Here is an 18,612-nt window from a genome sequence, read left to right as displayed (position 1 = left end):
GGGGTCAGTTTTTTCCGACGCTGAGCGGCGGGGTGGTGGCAAGGCCGGTTTGGGGGACCGGCTCTGCATCTGTGATGTTGCAATTGGCCTTCAACTCGCGCGGCGGATCGACAACATCACCGGCAATTGTGCAGGCCCCGAGCAAGGGCAGACCGAGGACTAGGAAAAAACACGTACGGATCATTGGTGGGTCTCCTCCGGGGCTTTGGGGGTCATAAAGGCGTCCAGCCAGCCATCCTCGCCATGCTCGGCGCGCAGCTGGTCCATCTCGGCAACGCTGTCACCCGTTGCGGACAAGACCCGATAGAATTGCTCGGGAAGGTCAAGATGCGTCGAGACAACGGCTGATCCGTCTCCGTCATTGATCAGCGCCAGACGGGATTTGGGTGGCATAGATAAAACAGCGCTGAACTCGGCCTCCGTGAGCCGGAACGCATCAACATAGGTTTTTCGATCTGCTTTAGGATTGGCAAAGAAGATGCGGTTTTCTGTCGACTGGATCAGCGTGTCCGCGATGGAGGATCTTGCCGCATCCGACGTTTCCTGCGTCATAAACACCAGAATGCCATCCAGCTTACGGATGGTTTTGATCCAGTCCTGAATACGGGGGCCAAACCGGGGATCGTCAAACAGTGCCCAGGCTTCATCAACACTGATAATCAGCGGTTTGCCCTCCGCCAGTTTGCGCTCGATCCGGTAAAACAGGTAATCCAGCAGGGGCAGGCGGATATCTGAAGCTTTCAGCAGTGCCGTCATGTCAAAGGCGGTCACAGCCTGATCGAGACTGAAACTGTCCTCTGCGTTATCAAACAGCCAAGCGCGACTGCCGGTCCCAAACCATTTGCTCAGTGCATCGAGGAGCTGTACCGGCGCGTCCGCATCATCGACAGACCGCAACGTATCGGCAAAATCCGAGAATGTGCGCAGGGCCGGATCACCCGACGCTAGGCGGCGCAGACCAGTTGCGATCCGCCGTTCCTGTTCCGGGGTCAATTTGTCCGCACCGGTCAGGCGTTGAATGAACCCCTCCAACCATTCGATCCCAACCTCATCCGTTGCAACCGCAAACGGATTGAAGCCGAGGTTCATGCCGGATTTCAGCTGAAGGTAAATGCCGCCAATCGCCCGGATGAAGGTTTCCGATCCTCGGTCTTTGTCAAATGCAATAAGATGAGGGTGTTCGGGCAGCCGGTAGCAGCTGGACATAAGGAAGTTGGCCAGCAGGGTTTTGCCTTCACCGGTCGCCCCAAAGATGGCTGTGGTTCCTGGCCCCTTGGATTTGTCAGAGCCTTCGCGGTGGAAGGAGAACCAATAGGGCGTACCGCCCAGCGTCCGGAACGATGCCACAGGGCCACCCCAACGTAGTTTTTCCCGCGATCCCGTCGGCCAGGAATGCAGGTTGGCGAAATCGGCAAAGTTCTTGTCAGAGACAAAGCGCTTTTTGGCTCGCGCTTGATAGGCAAAGTTGCCGGGTAGCTGCGCCCACCAGGCCGCCTCTAACCCAATGTCTTCGCGTCGGGTGCGCAGATCCGTGCCTGTCAGACAAGAGTTCACCCGCGTGGCGGCATCTTCCATCTCCTCGCGCGTGTCGCCGAGAACGGATACGGTGAAGTGATGCCGCCCGATGGACATGGAACGGGATGCAACCGCATCGCGCGCCTCATTCAGGTCCATTTGCAGCGACTTCGCCTCATCGCCTGCATCTGTCATGCCGCGCTTGGCGTCACGAATCTTTGTGCCGCCTGACACGCGATCCATCGGCGCATAGCATTGGGTGGCAATGAACTCGCAGCGTTCCCCCAGGAGTTCATCGAACATGTAGTATTTTGATCGCTCTGGATAGGCGTTGACCGCAAAGACGGCAGCGAACCGATCTTTGTCTCTGCCTGGTGACAGGCTGTGAACATGGTCTTTGCGGAAAGTGATACGACCGTTTGGCACAGCATCGGCCAGATGGGTCCAGACGGATGGTGCACTTTGCCAAATCCCGCTTTGCAGCATCGACAGGAATGACAGGGTGCGGCTGCGATCCGCTTCCGAACCGGTGAGCCTACGCGCGCCGAAAACCGACAGATCCCGCATAGCCTGTTCTGCGGCCACGTGCAGGGCTTTGCGGTTCTTGGTACGGGCGGCGCTTGTGGCCGGGTCCGTTGCTGCAGAGCGCAGTGACCGCAACCCCGAATCCAGCAACCGCTTGCCGCTGGTGTAAGGGCGGCGCACGATCGTCAGGAAGTGGCGCAGCTGATAGGTTTCGTCCCGGTCCAGCTGGGCGCGATAGTGGCGGTCCAGGTCTTCGGAAAAGCCGGGGCCGTTTACGGGGGGCAGCGTGTCGGATAACTTCACTTTGGTGCGGAGAATATGGGCATAGAAGGCCGTTCGGTTGTCTTCGAAGCTGGAAACAAGCCGGGCGAGCGTATCATTGGCGCCCTTGCTTGCCGCCCGGTCTGCGGTTTCGTGGATGAACCCGGTGAGTTCCAACACTGCCACCAAATCACCGTTGCGCGTCGTGAACGTCCCGTCCGACAGGAAGCGCGCGAACGGGATATGGGTGGTCGCTGGCACCTCTCGCGCGGCGCGGCGTGCGGACGGCATAGCTTTTTGAATCTCAGGGTGCATGTTCATGTCAGTCTCCGGCGTAAGAATTGCCGCCCCAGTAGGGCTTGTTCGGGGTGAACAGTTTGCAGTCAGCCATGGTGGCGACATGATCCGGCAGGTATGGATCGACGCTCACGACCCAGCGGGCAGCGGCATAAGACGGGGCGATGGCGAGCAATCCCCAGAAGCCCAAAAAGCCCTGTGTCATGATGAACGTCATCAGGGGAATGCTGAGCGCCAAAATGTGAAACGTCATCGGCATCCCAGCCCTCTCAGAGGGCCGGGTAATCGCCTGGAATATGCGGTTATCGTCGCTCATCAGGCCGCGAAACCCTGAATGGCTTCGGCAATGCCAAAGGCACCATAGAAAATGCCCAGCACGACGAGGATCACAAAGAAATGGCCCCAGGTCACAGGAACACGCGGGCTGGCGGCCGAGATACCGGCAAGTGCGATGGCTGCACCGCCAAGCAGGATACCGTTGGCACCCGTCACGAAGGTCCGGATCTGGGTCAGGATGGACACCGGCGCATCAAACAAGGATTGCGCCATGGCCGGGCTGCTGAGTGCCATCAACGTCAGCAATGTCAGCAATGTGACGTTTTGTGGGTTGCGGTTCATTATGTGCAGGCTCCTTGGAGTGAGAGGATCAGGCGTCGGGTGGAAACCCAGCGCCTTCGAGAACGGTTGCGACGTAATGGGTAGTTTCCGGGTAGGGCGGGACGCCTTCATAGCGTTCCACGGCACCAGGTCCGGCGTTGTACGCAGCAAGGGCCAACCGCCATGAGCCGAATTTCAGGAACATGGCCTTGAGATACCGCGCGCCGCCATCGAGGTTTTGCACCGGGTCATGCGGATCGACACCAAGCGCGGCGGCTGTTGGGGGCATCAACTGCGCTAGTCCCAGCGCCCCTTTGGGGCTGACCGCATTGGCGTTCCAGCGGCTTTCCTGATGCACCAGTGCGTGAAACAGCGGCGCCGGAACACCGTGGCGTATTGCGGCGCGCTCCGCTTCCTCAGCCCATTCGCCCTTGGAGTGGGTGTTTGCGTTTCGGGAGATGACCTGTTCAGCATCGCCCCCAGCCTCATAGTGCAAGCAAACCATTGCACCTGCCCGGAATGACGGTTCCAGGCAGGTGCGGGCGGGGGCGGTCACACACAGCAAGCGCCCTCCACTCAAAATTGGCCCATCGCGACCCGCACAAATTGCAGCCTCGTCATTCTGAGCGAATGCCGGGGCTGCAACTGTTGTCAGAAAAACAAGAGAGACGAGTGCCGCCTTAGCCATGGTCGCTTGCTCCTTTGGGAAGAATGGGGCTATCCCAAATCGTGCGGCGCTCGACTACCGGTGATGGCCTCACACTCTGACCGGTAGCGCTCCCCTCCGGTGTGCGTGAGCGATGGCTGGAGGGGGACGCGCCAAGATCCGGGAACGGGCGAATCGGCGCCTCATCGAACCAGCACCAGCTTGGATAGCGTCCTTCTTCTGAGGCGCTGGTGAGCTGCGCCAATGCCCCGGCATCGTTGGGGTTTTCCGCAACGAACACGGCGACCGGGTCTGACGTGTCCAGCAGCACGGCAGAGGCGATCGGCGCGTCCAGCGGTAAGTTGAACCGCATTTGTTTTTGGAAGGCGCGGGACTGTTCGATTAGCGCGGTCACGACTTCCAACTCGCGCAGGCTTTCAAACGGAATCCAGTGGTCCGTCACCAGCATCATGCCGATTTCATGCAGAACCGGATAACCCGCCTTTGCGATGGAAAAGCTGGCGATCACGATGGCATGGCCGGAGCCCACAGCTTCAAGGAGCCGCAGCTGATCCCCGAACACCTTGTCGAACTTCTCGGCCAGATCGGCATCTGCGACGAACGCGCAGTCGGGCGCATGTTTGAAGATAAAGCGTGCACCTTGCGCTGTGGGTTCCATACCCTTGTATTCCGCAATCACCAGACCAAACGGGGTTGCCACGTGACTAGCTGGTCGCAGGTTGGCAAAGAGCCGGTTTCGTCTGGCTGCTATCTCCGCTTTGTTCTCAGGCTTGAAGTATTCCGGCACAAAGAGAATGCGGGACAAATCCTGACCTTTGACGATCTTCGCCGCCGCGGCCCGGCGGAGGGCGGAGTGAATCACACCCCAATACCGCTTTCCTTCCATTCTGGGATACCACTTTGCCAAGTCAGCCTCATGCCAGAGGAAGTGCAGGACAGAGGTGATGGTCAGCTTGCGTGGAGCGGTCTTGGCCTCGATTGGCTTTGCGCCGGTCTGTTCCGGCGCGGTACGGCTTTTGCTATTCTTGCGCAGTGGGAAGCCCAGTTTGAGCGTGATGGTGCCGTCGTCGGGATTTTCGGTGATGGCAGATGCTTGGACCTGTGCCAGTCCCGAGAGTTCTTCAGGTGGCAGGTAGGATGGGCAGTCAATCGCGTGATCTGGGCCGGTTCCGGGCATCCGTTTGACGATGAACTTGCCCGCCGTGGCCGCGATATACATCTCTGGGGAAGGCGAACGGCACCCGCATTGAACGCGCGTGCCGGCGCTATGCGCAGCCATCAGGGCGCGTTGTCCGGGTTTGTTCTCGACCACTAGGGCTTTGCCATTCAGGAATAGGCTCATGCTGAGGCCACCAAACTGCTTCGAGGCGTGTTGACAAATCCGTGATCGGCGCAGGTTTTAATTTGGATTGAAGAGGTTGGACTCAGTAGCCTGTGGCATGTCGCATCTGGTGGATAGCAGATTGCGGCATTGTGGTTGGTGCGGCGCAAACCGAACCTGGCCACATTCTCTCTTCGGTGTAGCACCACATGCATCGAAGAGAGCTCAATTCTCGAACCGCAAGGTAACTGAGTGGGAATTGGCATGATATCGTCAGTCACAGTTATTACCTCTTGAGGCGAAATTAGGTCGCAAAAGTTTACATAATATTCATTATGGCGCGCAGCTTAGGACCATTGGGGCAGCTGGTGTTCGGATGTCACGACACAGCACCGAGCCTTTCACTGGCTTTTTGGAAAGCCAGCGTTCTGCTCTGACCAATCAGCCTGAAGGTTTGGTCGAAGTGCTGGGATACCCTGCTCGCCTCGGTCTTTAGTCAGCGCTTGGTGACCTTACGCACAGGGATGCTGTCCACGACGCACCTATTGACTCTGACGCTGGGCTGCTCTTTGTGGGAATAGCATCACGGGTTGCTGTTTTCTTCATCGATACGGTTCTCTCTTGATGTTTGAGGAATGCCCCGAATAGCTTTGGGGCGTTTCTTGTCCTGTCGGTTGTTGGCGCAATCGACAGGACCGCTCACTGCTCAGTTGTTCGCTCCATTCTTTGCAAATCGTCATTCAGTCCTTTCGTTTAGCCGCACCAGGACCCGCGTTTGCCACCCGAATATGGGCGTGCAAGATCTTCAGAAATGAGGACGTCTCCCACGTTGTGACCATCCGTCCGCCCAACTGCGAGGAAACGGTCATGCAGGTCCAAATCAGGCTCTATTTCCAGTTCGATTGCGCCCGCGTGGTTGATGAGTTCCGTCAGGCGATCCTTGGTTCGCAGACCCAAAGCCCTCTCAGCTTCGCATTGCGCGCGGAAGGTCTCAGGCGCATCAAACCCGACGAGCCGATACCGGTCGTCGCCGTGGTCGATCGTGTCGCCATCAACGGCAATGACCTCGGACGCACTAAGGATCTTTGTTCGTTTGGTTGGTTCAATCCAAGCTACGGCAAACAACGACGACGCAGCTGCAGTGCTGAGAAACAAGAGCCGTTTCATGCGCCGGGTCCAAACTCGGGGCCAGGCTGTGCGTTCGTGGGCGACAGGAAATTAGGTTTCTTATTTTGCGTCCAGAGCCTGTGCCGCTTCAAGACCCGCTGGAGTGATCGACTCAATCGTGTAGTCTGCTTTGACGCAAAGAATGCGCCCATCCCCAAATTCCTGGTGATGCTTGAACAGGCCCGGCCAAAGGTCAAACTCTCTGGGCTCTGCACCCGCGCGAGAGATCTTCGATTTGCACAAGGCCCCGACATAGTTCGGAGAGCTGTATATGCAGTGGTATTTAGGTCGTCCAAGGGAAGCGAGTCCGATAAATTCGTAGCGGCATGTAAAGGGAACCTGATCCTCTTTCAGGCCCCGAACCATCTCAATGGTTACCACAGTGTATTGTCTCTTGTTGTCCGCCATGACGACCCCCTATGGGTCGCCTTCTACATCCAAAAGTTGTGGACTAAAACACAATCTAAGTCAATATAAGAAAATAGACTAATATACTATATTGGATTTGTAGAGGCATATTGGCCAGATATCGCTTTAGGCGATTCGCAGGCAGAAGAGACCATCATGAACCATTCAAAGCCCGGAATCCAAACCGAGCGAAGGCTCTTGCAGTTACGGTCATCACACTGCCGACGTCGCGGGTCAGTGCATATCCAATCGACTACACGATCTTTCTTTGTCTAGCCGGAGGTGGCCCGTTTCGCCCGATTGTGACGTTGTCCGATGACCGCATCTCACAATCCTTCCAACTTGGGTCCTATAGAACGGTTGGAAGCTTTCAAACGCCACAGCGACAACCCTATACCAAAGCGTCCACCGAACGATACCACTGAGCCATTACTAGCCGACTCAGCGATCTCGATAGAAGAGATTTAGGCACGTCGTGACGTCGATTGCCCGGTATCTTAATGTCATCGGCTGAAGCCTCGTTTCGTATTGTTCTAGGACAGGGCATGGCGGTCTTCCGTATTACTCACAAAGCAATCATTCGACGGCTAAGATATCATACAAGATCCAAAAGCTACTGCGGATGAAAAACCGTATTCTACACGAACCGACCTCACCCGAGCTGCGCATACATATCGATATCGCCGGGGGAGATCAGAATTCCAAGCCAAGTCTCTGTGCTATCGAGCCGGCCGTTTGGTCCCAGCTTTCAATTGCTGGCACCAATATCTCCGCCTGGCATGCGGCGATTGATCCGTTGACCATCCTGGGACGATCCTACTCGCGTGTACACGGATGCACGTCTGAGTGCTCCTCGGCTGCCGCCTCTGGTAAATGCTGGAGGCTATCTCCGAGTCATGGTTAAAACGAATACTCGCGGTGAGTTGAATCCGATGTCAGTTACATGTGGTTGCTGACGCGAAGAGCCGGGAGTGGGAGAACGGACGTTCGCAAGACCACAAGAATTCGAGTTAGCGGTACCGGATTATGTTAGTTAGCCGCTTAACTATGCATATTTCATCGGCAGGATTTCGCTCTGTTTCCACCACCAGAACAGAACCGTATTCTAATCTGTGATTGATTACGGGAATTCCCGAGTAGTTTATTCAGCTTTAGGTTGATATGCGGCCTTGACGGCAACGCAGAACAGGAAGGCGATCCATGAAAATCGCGGATATTGGCAATTCTGAGCTGGATTTCAGGCAAACCGGTAGAGCGCGCCTCCAGGAAATATGTTCAAGGTTCGCGCTGGAGAATGCGTCTTATGCCCATACCGACAAGCATCACAACGTTGTCCATGGTTGTACGACTTTCCCTGCGGAATGGGTCAGGCATTATGTTGATAACGACCTGGTTCTGGTCGATCCCCTTATTCGGTTTGGTGCTGCAATAATCGCACCAATCGACTGGGCAGTATTTGATGGCCAGCGCGAGCACGCACCTCTATTCGATGCTGCCAGAGAGTTTGGTGTGGGTCAGCATGGTCTTTCAATTCCGGTTATCAACCCGTTTGGTGAGCGCGGCATCTTTACGGTTACGTCCGACCTGCCCCGTTCACACTGGGACGCCTTAGTCGTAAAGATGCTCCCTGCCCTGCGCCATGAGGCACAGGTCCTACATCTACTCGCGATTGATGTGATTGATACGGCCTTCAACTTTCCTACGGATGCGCTGTCTAACCAAGAGATGGACGTGCTAAAGATGCTCGCATCGGGGCTGATCCCATCGGTTATTACGCGCCAGACGGGGTACTCCTCTAGAATAGTGCATGCACTGGCATCCTCGATCGTTACGAAGCTTAAGTGTCGGACAATAGAGCAAGCAGTCGCGCGCGCTGTCGGCACAGGAATTCTGAGATGGACCGATTTCTTTGCGGACCCGGTTGCCGAACTCGCTGATGCGGAAAGACAGACACTTTGCGGTGGGATCGTGCGTTGGTCCGGCAGATCACACGAGTTGATTACCTTCGATGAAGGTCGAACGGTGCGAAACTTGGATAATTTCCAAGCAGTTCGGATCCAAGACATTGCCAAAGACTTCAATTTGGAGGCTGAAGGAATCCTTGAAGAACTTGGGTGCAACCGGGATCGATGCCTGTGGATTAGGTATCTCTAATGCGCCTACCGTAGCACAAGACTACAATGCACGCGAGGCGCGCCCGAAATTTCCGCGCCATAGAGGTTTATTCAACGTCGAACCCTACAATATCGATCGCCGTCTTGAATGTGCGCCGTATGACACCCACCGCGCACCGGGCCCCATCATCTGGAGATACCGGCATAGTTTGTGCGGTAAGCTTCCTGAAGATTGAGCCAGAAAAGATGGCGATCATCAACTTCGAAATTGATAAATGATCTCGGGCCGCTAACCCGGTCGGCCAGTAACACTGCCCCCAAATGTGACGCAGTTCTGCGTTTCAGTTGCACAAAACACAATCAGCAATACCCATGGAAAAGTTCTCATCCGTGTTCTCTGCAATATCCGGTGTCTCGCCACTACAGCTTACACCAAGAGTAGCCACAAACCTTAGCTTCGAGCGCAGAATCAAACTAGCAGATTGGATGTCGGCTAACCCACTACGATGCGGTTTTCTTTTCGGCTCCAATCGTTGCCCCAGGCGTGTTCTTAGATATCCACACCCCTTGATTTTACGGTCTTTCTTTCGACAAGCTTTGGCGCCAAGGCGATGTTTTCACCCTCAGTAGAATTGTTTTTAACCAGTTCATCAATCTGGCGAACGGCGTTTGCAACCATGTGGTTGACGGGCTGTCGCAACGTGGTCAGAGAAAACTCGGGCATTGCAGCCATTGGAACATCGTCAAACCCAATAACCGAGAGTTCGTCGGGAATACTGATGTTCAGCTCGCTCCGCAGAATGCTGATTGCTTCGATGGCCATGTAATCATTCAATACGAAGAGAGCGTCTGGATGCGCATTCTTCGGGCCGTTGAACATCCGCCTGATTGCTTCTCCAGTCCACTCGAGATGAAAGTGACCGACCTCATGCGCATATAGAGAGTGGCCGTTGTCTCTCAACTCGGCCTCAAAGCCAAACTTCCGATCCCGGCTTGTGGACGACCGCTCCCATCCAGACAGGAGCGCAATGCGTTGGTGGCCCGTTTCAAGCAAGTACCGGGCGGCCATTCGCCCGCCTGAAACATTATCAGTTGTAACGCTCGCGATACCATCATGCTCTTGAAAGCGGTTAAACATGACAACGGGAATGTCGCGCTGAGTACAGAACTCTACGAGACTAGAGGATAGCTCAACAGACGCTGTAATGATCCCATCGACCTGATACTCTAGCAACTGGGAAACTGTGTCCTCAACGCCTTCGTCTGTGCTGGGCATCATGAAGACCAGCGCATGAAACCCTTTCTTCTGAAGCTCCATACATAGTTTCTCAAGCGCCAATGCATAAAACTGGTTGTCCAGATAGCTGAATAAGAGTGCGATTATGTTTGATCTCTGAGTGATGAGTGAACGAGCAATCGCATTGGGGCGATACCCTAACTCGTTTGCAACCTTGAGGATGCGTTTTTTGGTTTCGGGGGAAACACCGGATTGGGTCGGCGTACGGGAAAAAGCGCGGCTTACGGCAGACTGGGATACACCCGCGTGACGGGCAACATCAATTGAAGTAACCTTGGACTTTTTCAAAGGAACACGCGCTGATCCCTACTAACCTGACTTTACAGCCGCCATTAAATCAACACCCAGTTGTTTGAAGGTGTCAATATGGTCAACCATTACCCAGTTCTCTTTGAGTTTACCATCTACGACCAACCAAAAATCCGAAAACCGCATTTTCACCGGTAAGCCGGTGGGTTTCAGCCCCAGGTATTCGCCCTTTTGATGCCCGGTCAAATAGCCGGTACCCGCAATCCACGTCTCCTTGGCAAACTCGATTTCATGGCTGACGTGATAATCGGGAAACGCTTTATAGAAATCTGCGAGGACTTCGTACTTAAACCGGTCGCGACCATGGACGTCGCCGAACCCAGGAGGTCCGTGCCAGATCATATCTTCATGCCAATACTGGTCATGTGCTTCTAGATCCTGCGCATTGAGCGCATCGTACATAGCATGAATTAACTCGAGGTTGGCTTCAGCCGTCACTTTCTATCCTTTCACTGCGCCTGCGGTCATTCCTGAAACGATTTGCTTTTGGAATACGAATACAAGAATGATGATCGGTATCGTTATTGATACGGCTCCGGCAATACCGTGCATCAACCGAGCAAGACTTTGGTTTTGGCCCATATAGCTGCCAAGAGCTGCCGTCATAGTCGCCATATCACCGTTCATAAGTTGACTGGAAATGATGAAGTCGTTGTATGCCAGCAGGAATGAAAACAAGCCCGCGGTTACAATGCCTGGCCACATGACAGGAACAATCACCCGGAAGAAAGCTTGCCATCGGCTACATCCGTCGACGAGAGCCGCCTCATCGAGTTCTTGTGGAATGTTCATAAAGAACGCGCGCAACATCCATATCGTGAACGGCTGATTGATCGCGACCAGAACGATGATGAGGGTCTCGTACCGGCTCCATATCCCCAGCTCGAAAAACGCCGGACGATAAGCGGTGAGCAAAACAACATGAGGCATTGCGCGGAATATCATCGCGGCCATCAGAAGCCAAAACCCAAGCGAGCCCCGATAACGCGACAACGCATACGCGGCTAGGCAAGCGATGGTCAATGAAACAATAACGGTAAAACCGGTCACTATCGCAGTGTTTAGCGCGTATTGCCAAAACCCATCCTCGACCCAGATGTACCTGAAGTTCTCGAACGTGAACGGAGCCAGCAGCTTTGGCGGTGTAGAAAAAGCATCTACCGGTTTGCGAAACGAGATGACGAACATCCAAAAGAAGGGCAACAAGGCGGCAAAGAACCAAAACCAAAGTCCCAGACTAATCGAAGTTCGCGACACTATGCTTAGCTTGGCCGGTTTCATCTTTGGGCCTTTTGATCTTTGTAGGTTCGGATCATGATTGGGATCAGAAGTATGAAAACACCAATCACCGTCAGGACCGCGTAGGCAGCCGCTTTGTGGATGTTCCCCTCAAAAACAAGTGTATAATAGGTCAAATACTGAACGGAATTGGCAAAGACGCTCGATCCGAAGACCAGAATGGGTTCAAAGACCCGGTAGCTGTCCATCACATGAATCAGTGTAATGACGGCGAAGAGCGGAGACAGGTGAGGAATTACGACGTAGCGAATACGCTGCCACGGCGTGGCACCATCTATGAGCGCCGCCTCTAGGGGCTCTTCCGGTACCGTTTGCAGTCCCGCATAGAGGATGATGAAAGCAAAAGGTGCTGCAAACCATACGCCATAGGCGATAATGACCAGTCGTATCGTGACCTGATCAGCAAGAAAGTAGAATTTGCCCAGACCCGCGGCCTCCAACGTTGCTGCTATGACACCGCCATCAATAAACAGCCAATAGACTGCGAGCGATGAGACAACAGGGGTAACGATCATAGGCAAGAGGGTCACAAAGACGACCGAGCCGCGCAGTCGCCGGGTAACGCGATTGGTCGCCAGAGCGAGACCGAAACCCAAGATCAAAATGATCGGCGTTGTCATAAAAGTATAAAGAAGTGTGAATTCCAGCGCTGACCAGAAGTCGACGTCACTGATTTCGCGATACAGTGCATTGATAAAATCCCTTGGGGATTCAACCGTGGCCCCATCAATCGCCGTCTCAAGGCCTTGTAAGTCGATAGCGTTCTTTAGGTTTTCGTCGCCGACATATTGCCAGACTTTCACAGGATTGCCGTCGGAATCCAACACCGATTGCGGCACCATTCGGACCACTTCCCGCGTTAGCCCCCCAAACAGAGGAACCTCTGTCGTGACCTCTTTCAACTCGGTTTGAGTGAAGGATTGGTGCAATGCGAGATAAACGATCGCAACAAGAGGGAGCGCGATAAGCAGCAGCATTGACACCAGCGATGGTGCTACAAAGGAAAAGAAGGTTGAGCGCTTCATTTAATTGCCTCATCCGAGGTCGGTGCCAGCCTAAATTGGGTCCATAAGCTGGCACCGGGGGAGAAGGTCTACTTCAGCAGGCCTTGTTCACGTGCCGCAGCGCGATAAGCTTTTGTCGCATCAGCCAAGGATTCCTCGGCACTTTCTTTGCCGACGATGAAGTCCGAGATGTTTTCTCCCAGAGCCGAATGCGCCAGTGCCGCTTGCGGGTTCATCGGATATGGAGGCGCGCCTGCGACGACCGTATCTGTGATGGCGGTGGTATAACGCCCCGGCTGGTATGCGGACCGGATCCAAAGGGTTACATCGTTATTTGCTTGGACGGTTTCGGCCCGCATTGCGTGCATCATAACCTGGAACGTCAGATCGGGATCACCATCCAGGTTTTTTGGCATCACGTAACCGTCCCACCAAAATGTCGATGCAGGAGGCCCGCCATCAACCATTGTTGGCGATGGAGCAAATCCGATCTTGTCTACTACTGTGCTTTCGTCGGGATTGTCCATTGCAGATGCTTCATTCCCCCACAGAACGGCCATCGCGACATCACCCTGTTGCAGCTGGCGCTTTACATCACCGAAGTCCATCGACATCGAATTTGGCGACATGTACTTATAAAGTTCACCCATTGTTTCCAGAGCAGCGATTGCCTCAGGCGTTTCAAAGGTGGACTCGGAGGTTTCGGGGTCGAACAAGGTGCCGCCATTTGCCAGCAGCAAATTGATATATTCGTTCGCCAATTCCCAGCTGTTGCCAAATGCCGCTCCATAAGGGTGCTCGATACCAGCCTGTTTGAGTTTATCCGAAGCCGCTAGAACTTCTTCCCAGGTCGTCGGGACCGCGATGTTATTCGCTTCAAAGATATCCTTGCGATAGAACAGGTGCTGCGCGTTCACCATAAAAGCAATCGCCATAATATCATCGCCAAATCGGATCAGCATCCCATCTTCGATGTCGTATGTATCGCGGTATTTTTCGACCAGATCATTCAGCGGGCGAAGCTGTCCTTTGGCCTGCAGCAAGGTAATGGAACTGTTCGCAACTGCCGCTGCGTCCCAAGGAGATGTCGAAGATTCAAAGGCTTTGTTTGTTTCTTCCTTGTGATCCGTGGTCAGCTTGGTTTCGACGACCACGCCGTCCCGTTCACAGGTTTCCATTTCGTTAGCTAGCACTTCCAGCGCCTCGAAGAAATTGGACAAAACATTCACTTCGCCCGTTCCTTCAACGGCACATTCCGCCGAAGCGACCACAGGGCTTAGCGCCAGAGTTGTGGCCAAAAGTATATGCTTGAGTTTCATATCAACCTCCTTGTTGCCGCGAGTGCGGTTAGGCGTCGCCCAGGATCTGCATTAGAATCCCGAACTCATTGAAAACAGTCCATTCCTTTTGGACCTTGTTGTTATGGATATGCCATTGCGTGATGCCCCAGATATGGGCTTCCTTGCCGGTGGGTTCGCCATATGGACCGTTGCCGCGATGCGCGCCTACGCCACCCCAGCGAATAGAGACGAGGTATCCGTCTTTCGCATTGCCCATCCAATAGATGTCGTCGACGGCCACACGAATGTTCGGAAACATCGCGACCATGGACATCACATGAGAGCGCATCTGGCCGACACCCCGATATACGCGACTGGTCGAGCCTTCAAAGACAATCTCCGGCGCATAGACTTGGTCCATTGCAGCAAAGTTTCTGCGGTTCCATATGCTTTCAAACGCGGCATGAACGAATTCGCGAACATTTCCATCAACCACATCGGGGATCATTTGGCGTCCCGGAAAGGCCTGTCCCCCCAGGCGTTTGGGTTCACTTGCGGCAAAGTTTGGGGCGAATGGGCCCTGTGGCCGCTGAGACGCGATAAGCTTGGCCATTTCAGCAACATCAAAACCCATCTGCTGTATCAGAGCTGCGGTATCGTAGGCGACATGTTCGTCATAGATTTCATTATCGCGGGCAACGCAGTTGGCGATACAAAATAGTCGCAAGGGGCGGTTGGTCGGTGGACCAAACCGGGAGTACCCGGTATTCGTCCCAAGTATCATGGTGCGATGTGAGGTGTGAAAACTCACTTCATCATTGCCGGCCCAGATCACCTCGTCTGCGACAAGGCGCACATCCGGGATCGCGTTATTGGTGTGAACCGTATCGGCAACGATTTTGTCGCGGCCATATTGAAGACCGACGTCATCCCAGACCCGACAGTCATGGCTGTAAGTGTCATAAATGTAACCGATGTCCTTTTCTTCCCAAATCTGGTGCGTGATACGGACAATGTAATCGACGATATTCTTATACTTGGTCTCGAACCCCCGCATCGAGTGAGTGGTGAGGTGATCTGGTTCTGCTCCGAGAAACTCTTTCGTTCCACCGCGGCGATATTCTTCCAACGAGATCGCGTAGTCCGTTGGCATATGCTCGTCCTTAAGAGGGCTGAAGCGAATATGTGTTCCATTGTTCGTATTCTTTGCCTCGGCGCGCGCCGATGGAGTCGCTGAAGCTAGTGTTTCTGCTTCGGACGGCTTGCTTTTTTGTGACACGGGGACCTCGTGGAGTGAAATGCATACGTATGCTTACAAAGAGACGCAATATTCCCGATTCTGTCAATCTACTTTGTCAATCAGGTCAGATGAGACATAATATAAGCAAAAATAGTCCTTGCACCTATGCGAAAATCTAGAGATGTTGCCGCATACCTATTCTTAATTGTGATGGAAATCCAAATGACCGAACTTCGAGACGCGAAAGCGCTTGTTCGCAACTTCCATGCAGATTTGGATGCTGCGTCGCCCGAAACGGTCGCCGCTGTGCTAAACAATCACGTCGCACAGACCTATCGTTGGCGCGGATCTTATCCGTTCAATGAACTCAGCGGCGCTGAGCAGGTTGCCGACACGTTTTGGGCGCCGTTGAAGGACGCCTTTGGTCCCATGCAAAGGCGTGAAGATATCTTCTTTGCCAGTCGCAACAGGCTGGATGGAAACACGACAACCTGGGTTTGTTCCATGGGGCATTTTCTGGGTCACTTCCACCAACCTTGGATTGGGATCCGGCCGCATCATAAGATGGCGTTTCTGCGCTATTGCGATTTCCACAGAATCGAAAACGATCAGATTCAGGAATCATCCCTTCACATAGACGCCATGAGTATACTGTCGCAGGTTGGCAGTCGCGTCATTCCTGAGGCAACCGGGGTGGTAACCATGTCTCCGGGGCCCCAAACACATGACGGGTTGCTGATTGATGAGCACCCAATTGAGGAAGGAGAGCATACTCTTGACGTGATAGAGCGTATGCTAGGTCGCCTGATCGGAACGGGTGTGAAAACCACGATGGCTGACCTTCTGGCTGACTGGACAGAGGATATGCTGTGGTGGGGCCCAACAGGGATTGGGGCCTCTTATACGCATCAGGGGTATCTAAAAGGGCACACGACACCATTCGAAAATGGGCTGGAATTCGTGCGCCACAATGGCCACGAGGTTCGCTTGGGCGAAGGGAACTACGGTGGTTTTTTTGGCTATCCAAGCCTTACGATGCGTTCAAAAGGCGGTTATTTGGGTTTGACGTCCGACGGGGATACGACAGCGGACATGCGCATCGTTGATCTGTATCGCAGGCAGGGAGACAAGCTGGCCGAAAACTGGATTTTCATCGACCATCTTTGGTTCCTGAAGCAGTTGGGAATTGATCTAATCGAACGCCATCGTGCGCTCACTGCCCCGGCGTCCAACTTCCTTGAGTAATCGTACTGCACACCTCATGACCTCCCTTGTCGCTGGAATTTCGGGTACGTCGTCCCGATGATTGGGAAATTCCCTCTCCGCTGCTATTGGGGCGTTCTAGAGAGGCTCCAAATCTACAGTATTGTCGATCGGAGTGACCTCAGCGTTTCCCGAGTATCATACCCAACCACTGCGGTTTTACCGAGCCACGATGGCGCGACACGTCGGAGAAGGCCCTTTGTCTCAGTCCGTGCAAAGTATCTACATCAAATTCTGGTAAAGACAATAAATGGCGATGCAACGAAACCTGTGCACTTGGCCTGCAGCACCCACTGAAACAGTTTTTCTCGATTGCATGCCAAAATCGAAAATTAGGGCTGTCTGCGGCGCCGGAAATCTTGGAGAATACGCGCTATGACGAGCCGTGTTACACCAAATTTTGCGAACAGCTTCCATCGTAACCCGGCAAAGTTTAGTCCGATGTCCAATCAGGCTCGCAATGGCGATTAGGCAACAAGATGTTTACACCACAAAATATGCCCGAAGAAACCCAAAGCCCAAAAGAAACAAATGTGTTTGTCTTCACCGCAGAAGATGGAACGAATGTACGCTTAGCTGTAGAGCGGTTGCGCTCTTGGGCTGAACAGAACTTACCTGTTGTAGATGTCTATTTGGATTTGAGAAAAATTGAGACAATCTTGAGATCCGAACAGGTTTCGATAGATGAACTGCTCGCAAAAAAACAAAAAAATGACAAACTGCCTATCTTGGTTGCACTCAATTTCAAGAACGGCGAAACGGAGATAGTTGATGGCAGGCACATTTATTTGGCTGCAGCTTTTGCGGCCCTGAAAGCGAAAAGTGCAGGTAGGAGGTTTTCGAATGCTGTTTCAGCATATTGCATCCAACGTTCAGATTGGATGAGGTTCCTTGAGCATTCTGAGTGAACAAGAACGAACTTAGATGTCATCTACTGATGCCGTGAAGGCTGCACCTGGACTGCCGGATAGTTTCTCCATATTCCTGAATATAAATCTTCGCAAAATGCGAGTAGCTCTCGAAACCACTCGCAGTCGCGATTTCCCGTCCTGAAAGCTCCGTATCAAGCACTAAGTTTCGCGCACGTTTGAGACGCAGCAAACGGAAGTACTTTGCCGGGGTTGTCCCCAACCGGCTGACAAACTTTCTCTCGAGTTGACGAACCGATAGTCCGACTTCTTTCGCGATATCGGAGATTAGTTTTGGTTCCTCAATCGAGCTTTCCATTACAGAAATCACACGCGATATCTGAGCATCCAGAAAACTTCTTGTCGAACTGGCACCAAGCGGCTGTTCCAAGCCTGTACTCCGGGCACGCTCAAGAACCAGTAAGCTTGCAAGTTCAGCCAGATCATGGGCACCAAGAACTTCCGAGAGCGCTCTCAACATGAGTTCCACTGTGTGTCCAGATCCTGCGCACGTGGTGATCCCGGCGTTTTCTTCAGCGAGGCTTTTCGTCAGAGTGGGGAAATTACCCTGCATATGCAGCGAGTACGCGTCCTTCCAGTGTGTCGTAATCGGCCCTTCGAAAGGTGCACATGCTTTGATGAATGCTGTAGCCGCCTCAGATAGCAGATAAACTGGCAGTCTGTGTTTCTGCATTGACCTGACACGCTGCATCCAAACACTGCTGTCGCAAGACATACCGCCAACAACAATCAAGCAGTCTGGCAAAGAGTGCTTCTTCGCCCATGGCGCGGCGCGCACGATAAGGTCACAATCACTGGTAACCAATCCAGGCTTTTCGGATGTGATTGTCCAAGTCAGGGAGACATCTTTGGAGAGTGTATTTGCCAGTTTCAACACACTGGTGATCGAGGACACCTCCAAAGCAGAAAACCCGTCTCTGACAAAGATTTCAAAACTCCGATTGCGTATGTCGGCGCACCGGCTAACTCTTGATGCACTGGTCTGTAGTTTACCTATTTGGGAAAAGTGGGTCATCGAGACCTCCACTCTTGGGTTCGACTCAGGATTCCTTTGGACGCAATCAGGTGTAAAATCCGCGCCGCCGCATTGGTGTAAAAGATCATCATCCCCATCGCCGC

General features: G+C 53.5%; 18 protein-coding genes. 3 read left to right on the top strand and 15 right to left on the bottom strand.

The genetic code is table 11. The features are described from left to right. Positions 1 to 4 precede the first annotated feature (4 nt). The 8 genes from ACR0KM_RS18975 to ACR0KM_RS18940 form a co-directional block, all read right to left on the bottom strand. The gene (locus ACR0KM_RS18975; protein ID WP_480861181.1) at positions 5 to 184 is read right to left on the bottom strand and encodes a hypothetical protein; all 180 of its coding nucleotides are present in this window, start codon (positions 182 to 184) and stop codon (positions 5 to 7) included. After that, on the bottom strand, positions 181 to 2,622 hold the full coding sequence (locus tag ACR0KM_RS18970) for a VirB4 family type IV secretion/conjugal transfer ATPase (RefSeq protein ID WP_480861182.1): 2,442 nt from the start codon (positions 2,620 to 2,622) through the stop codon (positions 181 to 183). Before ACR0KM_RS18970 ends, ACR0KM_RS18975 begins: the two co-directional genes overlap by 4 nt. Before the next feature lies 1 nt (position 2,623). Beyond that, positions 2,624 to 2,914 carry a VirB3 family type IV secretion system protein gene (locus ACR0KM_RS18965; protein ID WP_480861183.1) on the bottom strand — a complete coding sequence of 97 codons (291 nt, stop codon included), beginning with the start codon at positions 2,912 to 2,914 and terminating at the stop codon, positions 2,624 to 2,626. Continuing rightward, entirely contained in the window at positions 2,914 to 3,216 is a 303-nt protein-coding gene (locus ACR0KM_RS18960; protein WP_480861184.1) for a TrbC/VirB2 family protein, read from the bottom strand. The genes ACR0KM_RS18965 and ACR0KM_RS18960 overlap by 1 nt, the downstream gene beginning before the upstream one ends. A 28-nt stretch (positions 3,217 to 3,244) precedes the next feature. After that, the gene (locus tag ACR0KM_RS18955; protein ID WP_480861185.1) at positions 3,245 to 3,883 is read right to left on the bottom strand and encodes a lytic transglycosylase domain-containing protein; all 639 of its coding nucleotides are present in this window, start codon (positions 3,881 to 3,883) and stop codon (positions 3,245 to 3,247) included. Further along, positions 3,876 to 5,204, bottom strand: a complete 1,329-nt coding sequence (locus tag ACR0KM_RS18950; protein WP_480861186.1) for a DUF1173 family protein — start codon at positions 5,202 to 5,204, stop codon at positions 3,876 to 3,878. Before ACR0KM_RS18950 ends, ACR0KM_RS18955 begins: the two co-directional genes overlap by 8 nt. A gap of 732 nt (positions 5,205 to 5,936) precedes the next feature. Continuing rightward, the gene (locus ACR0KM_RS18945) at positions 5,937 to 6,350 is read right to left on the bottom strand and encodes a thermonuclease family protein (RefSeq protein ID WP_480861187.1); all 414 of its coding nucleotides are present in this window, start codon (positions 6,348 to 6,350) and stop codon (positions 5,937 to 5,939) included. A 60-nt stretch (positions 6,351 to 6,410) separates the two neighbouring features. Beyond that, positions 6,411 to 6,758, bottom strand: a complete 348-nt coding sequence (locus tag ACR0KM_RS18940; protein ID WP_480861188.1) for a hypothetical protein — start codon at positions 6,756 to 6,758, stop codon at positions 6,411 to 6,413. Between the two features lie 1,200 nt (positions 6,759 to 7,958). Here ACR0KM_RS18940 and ACR0KM_RS18935 point away from each other — a divergent pair. Then, positions 7,959 to 8,912 carry a helix-turn-helix transcriptional regulator gene (locus ACR0KM_RS18935; RefSeq protein WP_480861189.1) on the top strand — a complete coding sequence of 318 codons (954 nt, stop codon included), beginning with the start codon at positions 7,959 to 7,961 and terminating at the stop codon, positions 8,910 to 8,912. Between the two features lie 510 nt (positions 8,913 to 9,422). Here ACR0KM_RS18935 and ACR0KM_RS18930 read toward each other — a convergent pair. From ACR0KM_RS18930 to ACR0KM_RS18905, 6 genes are all read right to left on the bottom strand, one after another. Then, positions 9,423 to 10,457, bottom strand: coding sequence for a LacI family DNA-binding transcriptional regulator (locus ACR0KM_RS18930; protein WP_480861190.1), 1,035 nt, complete (start codon positions 10,455 to 10,457; stop codon positions 9,423 to 9,425). A gap of 21 nt (positions 10,458 to 10,478) precedes the next feature. After that, positions 10,479 to 10,916, bottom strand: a complete 438-nt coding sequence (locus ACR0KM_RS18925) for an ester cyclase (protein WP_480861191.1) — start codon at positions 10,914 to 10,916, stop codon at positions 10,479 to 10,481. Positions 10,917 to 10,919: 3 nt separating this feature from the next. After that, complete coding sequence (locus tag ACR0KM_RS18920) at positions 10,920 to 11,759, bottom strand: carbohydrate ABC transporter permease (RefSeq protein ID WP_480861192.1); 840 nt, start codon at positions 11,757 to 11,759, stop codon at positions 10,920 to 10,922. Further along, positions 11,756 to 12,802 (bottom strand): carbohydrate ABC transporter permease, encoded by a 1,047-nt coding sequence (locus tag ACR0KM_RS18915; RefSeq protein ID WP_480861193.1) that lies wholly within the window; start codon positions 12,800 to 12,802, stop codon positions 11,756 to 11,758. The genes ACR0KM_RS18920 and ACR0KM_RS18915 overlap by 4 nt, the downstream gene beginning before the upstream one ends. A 68-nt stretch (positions 12,803 to 12,870) precedes the next feature. Continuing rightward, on the bottom strand, positions 12,871 to 14,100 hold the full coding sequence (locus ACR0KM_RS18910; protein ID WP_480861194.1) for an ABC transporter substrate-binding protein: 1,230 nt from the start codon (positions 14,098 to 14,100) through the stop codon (positions 12,871 to 12,873). A 28-nt stretch (positions 14,101 to 14,128) separates the two neighbouring features. Beyond that, positions 14,129 to 15,340: a nuclear transport factor 2 family protein gene (locus ACR0KM_RS18905; protein WP_480861195.1), complete on the bottom strand. Its 1,212-nt coding sequence runs from the start codon at positions 15,338 to 15,340 to the stop codon at positions 14,129 to 14,131. Positions 15,341 to 15,523: 183 nt separating this feature from the next. On the opposite strand from ACR0KM_RS18905, the gene ACR0KM_RS18900 reads away from it, so the two are divergent. After that, a complete protein-coding gene (locus tag ACR0KM_RS18900; protein WP_480861196.1) occupies positions 15,524 to 16,546 on the top strand; it encodes an ester cyclase in 1,023 nt (340 codons plus the stop codon). 497 nt (positions 16,547 to 17,043) lie between these two features. Next, a complete protein-coding gene (locus ACR0KM_RS18895) occupies positions 17,044 to 17,472 on the top strand; it encodes a hypothetical protein (protein ID WP_480861197.1) in 429 nt (142 codons plus the stop codon). 19 nt (positions 17,473 to 17,491) lie between these two features. Here the strand turns inward: ACR0KM_RS18895 and ACR0KM_RS18890 are convergent, their stop codons facing one another. After that, positions 17,492 to 18,508 (bottom strand): GlxA family transcriptional regulator, encoded by a 1,017-nt coding sequence (locus ACR0KM_RS18890; protein WP_480861198.1) that lies wholly within the window; start codon positions 18,506 to 18,508, stop codon positions 17,492 to 17,494. Positions 18,509 to 18,612 lie beyond the last annotated feature (104 nt).

It is taken from the genome of Ruegeria sp. G10, from assembly GCF_056533645.1.
The sequence above is the reverse complement of the archived record's forward strand: the minus strand, read 5'-3'. Positions and strand labels throughout refer to the sequence as shown.

Bases quoted from the DNA above. Each gene is read 5' to 3' on its own strand.
- ACR0KM_RS18975 (WP_480861181.1), bottom strand. From the start codon at position 184: ATGATCCGTACGTGTTTTTTCCTAGTCCTCGGTCTGCCCTTGCTCGGG.
- ACR0KM_RS18970 (WP_480861182.1), bottom strand. From the start codon at position 2,622: ATGAACATGCACCCTGAGATTCAAAAAGCTATGCCGTCCGCACGCCGC.
- ACR0KM_RS18965 (WP_480861183.1), bottom strand. From the start codon at position 2,914: ATGAGCGACGATAACCGCATATTCCAGGCGATTACCCGGCCCTCTGAG.
- ACR0KM_RS18960 (WP_480861184.1), bottom strand. From the start codon at position 3,216: ATGAACCGCAACCCACAAAACGTCACATTGCTGACATTGCTGACGTTG.
- ACR0KM_RS18955 (WP_480861185.1), bottom strand. From the start codon at position 3,883: ATGGCTAAGGCGGCACTCGTCTCTCTTGTTTTTCTGACAACAGTTGCA.
- ACR0KM_RS18950 (WP_480861186.1), bottom strand. From the start codon at position 5,204: ATGAGCCTATTCCTGAATGGCAAAGCCCTAGTGGTCGAGAACAAACCC.
- ACR0KM_RS18945 (WP_480861187.1), bottom strand. From the start codon at position 6,350: ATGAAACGGCTCTTGTTTCTCAGCACTGCAGCTGCGTCGTCGTTGTTT.
- ACR0KM_RS18940 (WP_480861188.1), bottom strand. From the start codon at position 6,758: ATGGCGGACAACAAGAGACAATACACTGTGGTAACCATTGAGATGGTT.
- ACR0KM_RS18935 (WP_480861189.1), top strand. From the start codon at position 7,959: ATGAAAATCGCGGATATTGGCAATTCTGAGCTGGATTTCAGGCAAACC.
- ACR0KM_RS18920 (WP_480861192.1), bottom strand. From the start codon at position 11,759: ATGAAACCGGCCAAGCTAAGCATAGTGTCGCGAACTTCGATTAGTCTG.
- ACR0KM_RS18915 (WP_480861193.1), bottom strand. From the start codon at position 12,802: ATGAAGCGCTCAACCTTCTTTTCCTTTGTAGCACCATCGCTGGTGTCA.
- ACR0KM_RS18910 (WP_480861194.1), bottom strand. From the start codon at position 14,100: ATGAAACTCAAGCATATACTTTTGGCCACAACTCTGGCGCTAAGCCCT.
- ACR0KM_RS18900 (WP_480861196.1), top strand. From the start codon at position 15,524: ATGACCGAACTTCGAGACGCGAAAGCGCTTGTTCGCAACTTCCATGCA.
- ACR0KM_RS18895 (WP_480861197.1), top strand. From the start codon at position 17,044: ATGTTTACACCACAAAATATGCCCGAAGAAACCCAAAGCCCAAAAGAA.
- ACR0KM_RS18890 (WP_480861198.1), bottom strand. From the start codon at position 18,508: ATGACCCACTTTTCCCAAATAGGTAAACTACAGACCAGTGCATCAAGA.